Origin of the sequence: Streptomyces sp. NPDC059355 (genome assembly GCF_042752335.1) — a bacterium.
Lineage (GTDB): Bacteria > Actinomycetota > Actinomycetes > Streptomycetales > Streptomycetaceae > Streptomyces.
In genome coordinates this window covers 1-2,473 of sequence record NZ_JBHYXN010000097.1, presented here as the reverse complement: position 1 = coordinate 2,473, position 2,473 = coordinate 1, and the positions used below count along the sequence as shown (strand labels likewise).

The 2,473-nt window shown below is 68.0% G+C and carries 3 protein-coding genes; all 3 read right to left on the bottom strand.

Annotated elements, in window-relative coordinates; genetic code table 11:
* Window positions 1-647, bottom strand: a 647-nt coding sequence (locus tag ACFXGI_RS38550; protein WP_384717724.1) for an ABC transporter permease, incomplete at its 3' end; no start/stop codon positions are given.
* Window positions 634-1,422, bottom strand: coding sequence for an ABC transporter ATP-binding protein (locus tag ACFXGI_RS38545; RefSeq protein WP_384717721.1), 789 nt, complete (start codon window positions 1,420-1,422; stop codon window positions 634-636). The genes ACFXGI_RS38545 and ACFXGI_RS38550, both read right to left, overlap by 14 nt.
* Before the next feature lie 50 nt (window positions 1,423-1,472).
* The coding region (locus ACFXGI_RS38540) for an ABC transporter substrate-binding protein (protein ID WP_384717718.1) at window positions 1,473-2,473 on the bottom strand (1,001 nt) is incomplete at its 5' end.

The following is a 2,473-nucleotide window of genomic DNA, read 5'->3' as shown; positions in this document are numbered from 1 at the left end:
TTGAGGCCGGCGAGGTAGCCGGGGAGGGCGGCGGGCATGACGATGTGTCGGGCGCCTTGGAGGCCGGTGGCTCCCAGGGTGCGGCCGGCGCGCAGGAAGAGCGGGGGGATCTGGTCGATGCCGGAGACGAGTCCGTTGGCGATGGAGGGGACGGCGCCGAGGAGGATGACGGTGTACATCATGGCGTCGTTGAGGCCGAACCAGAGGACGGCGGGGGGTACCCAGGCGACGGAGGGCAGGGATTGCAGGCCTTGGAGGATGGGGCCGATGGCTGCGCGGATGAATTTGACGCGGGCGACGAGGAGTCCGAGGGGGGTGCCGATGGCCAGGGCGAGGAGGAAGCCGAGCAGGCCGCGGGAGACGCTGGTCCAGACGACCTCGAGGAGGGTGCCCTTGAGCCACATGCCGGACAGGCTGTCCCAGACCGCGGAGGGGGCGGGGAGTTTGGTCTCGTCGGTGACCTTCAGGGAGACCAGCACCTGCCAGAGCAGCAGGACGAGGCCGATGGCGATGAACGGCGGGAGGACCTTCTTGACGAGGACCTCGCGGGCGGGGGTGCGGTGGGTCTGGACGGCGTCGAGGGCGTCGAGTCCGGCTTCCAGGCCGGCGAGGTCGTCCGTTTTCGGCTTTGTTTCAGTGCTGGCCATGGCGGCGGATCTCCCCACGGAGGTGTTCGGTGATCTCGACGGACAGTTCCGCGACGTCGGCGTCTTCGATGCGGCGGGGCTGGGGGATGCCGACGGTCCATTGTTTGGCGATGCGGCCGGGTCGTGAGGAGAGGAGGACCACGCGCTGGGCGAGGCGGACGGCTTCGCGGACGTTGTGGGTGACGAAGAGGACGGAGACGTTGGTCTCGGCCCAGATGCGGGTGAGTTCGCCGTGCAGGACGTCGCGGGTGATGGCGTCCAGGGCGGCGAAGGGTTCGTCCATGAGGAGGAGCGGGCTGTCCTGGGCGAGGGCGCGGGCCAGGGCGACGCGCTGGCGCATGCCGCCGGACAGTTCGTGGACGCGTTTGTCGTGGGCGCCGCCGAGGCGGACCAGCTCCAGGAGGCGTTCGGCTTCCGGTTTGCGGTCGGCTTTGGCGATGCCGCGCAGGCGCAGGGCGAGTTCGATGTTCTTGCCGGCGGTGAGCCAGGGGAAGAGGGCGTGTTCCTGGAACATGAGCGCGGGGCGGCCGGCGGTCTCGATGGTGCCGGCGGTGGGTTTGTCGAGTCCGGCGACGAGGTTGAGCAGGGTGGATTTGCCGCAGCCCGAGGCCCCCAGGATGGTGACGAACTCGCCGGGGGCGACATCGAGGCTGATGTCGTCCAGGACGAGCTGCGATCCGGCCGGGCCGGAGAAGGACTTCGAGACGTGCTCGATGCGGGCGGCATGAGTCACCGCGACGGTGTCCTCAACAGCTTTGGCGAGTGTGGTGGCCATGGTCGTCACCTCCTGGGGATCGTACGGGCTGGCTTCCGTGTTGCTCGGAACTACTTGGCGCCGAGGCCGGCGTCGGAGACCTCGGGCTTGCCGGCGGCCTTGAGGACCTTGTTCAGGAGCGTCAGGTCGTAGATGCCGGCGAGGTCGGGCTGTTCGATGAGCTTGGCCTTGACCGCCCAGTCGGACTCGGTCTTCAGGGTGCCCGCCAGCGGGTCGTCGGTGACCAGGATGCTCTTCCACGCCGGGTCGATCACCTTCGCGTCGAGCGGCTTGCCGCCCTCGGCTTCCAGCTTCGCGTTGGCGGAGGCCTTCGCCTTGTCGGGGTTGGCGTTGATCCACTCGTTGGTCTTCACCGTGCCCTTGAGGACGGCTTCGACGACGTCCGGGTGCTCCTTGAGGAACTTCTGCGACACGATGATGTTCGTGATCACGAACTTCTTGTCGGGCCACAGGTCGGTCTCGTCGAGGAGGACGGAGGCGCCCTCGGAGACCAGCTTGGAGGCGGTCGGCTCGGGCACCCAGGCGCCGTCGATCGAGCCCTGCTTGAAGGCGTCCGGGGTCACCTTGTTGTCCGTGCGGACGACGGAGACGTCACCCTTGCCGGACTCCGGGTCGACCTTCCAGCCCTTCTCCGCGATCCAGTTGAGGAACGCGACGTCCTGCGTGTTCCCCTTCTGCGGGGTGGCGATCTTCTTGCCCTTGAGGTCGTCCAGGGTCTTGATCTTGTCCGGGTTCACGACGAGCTTGACGCCGCCGGAGGCGGACCCGGAGATGATCCGCAGGTTGCTGCTCTTGGACTTCACGTAGCCGTTGATCGACGGCGAGGGTCCGATGAACCCGATGTCGAGAGAGCCGCCGTTGAGGGCCTCGATCTCGGACGGGCCGGCGTTGAAGGACTGCGGCTTGATCGCGGTGGCGCCGAGCTCCTTGGCGATCAGGCCCTCCTGGAGACCGACCAGCGCGGTGGCGTGCGTCAGGTTCGGGAAGTACCCGATGCGGACCTCGGACGCGGAGAGCTTCTTCTCGCCCGTGGCCGCGGCGTTCGCCTTCT

Coding starts and splice junctions, on each gene's coding strand:
- ACFXGI_RS38545 (WP_384717721.1), bottom strand. CDS start 1,422: ATGGCCACCACACTCGCCAAAGCTGTTGAGGACACCGTCGCGGTGACT.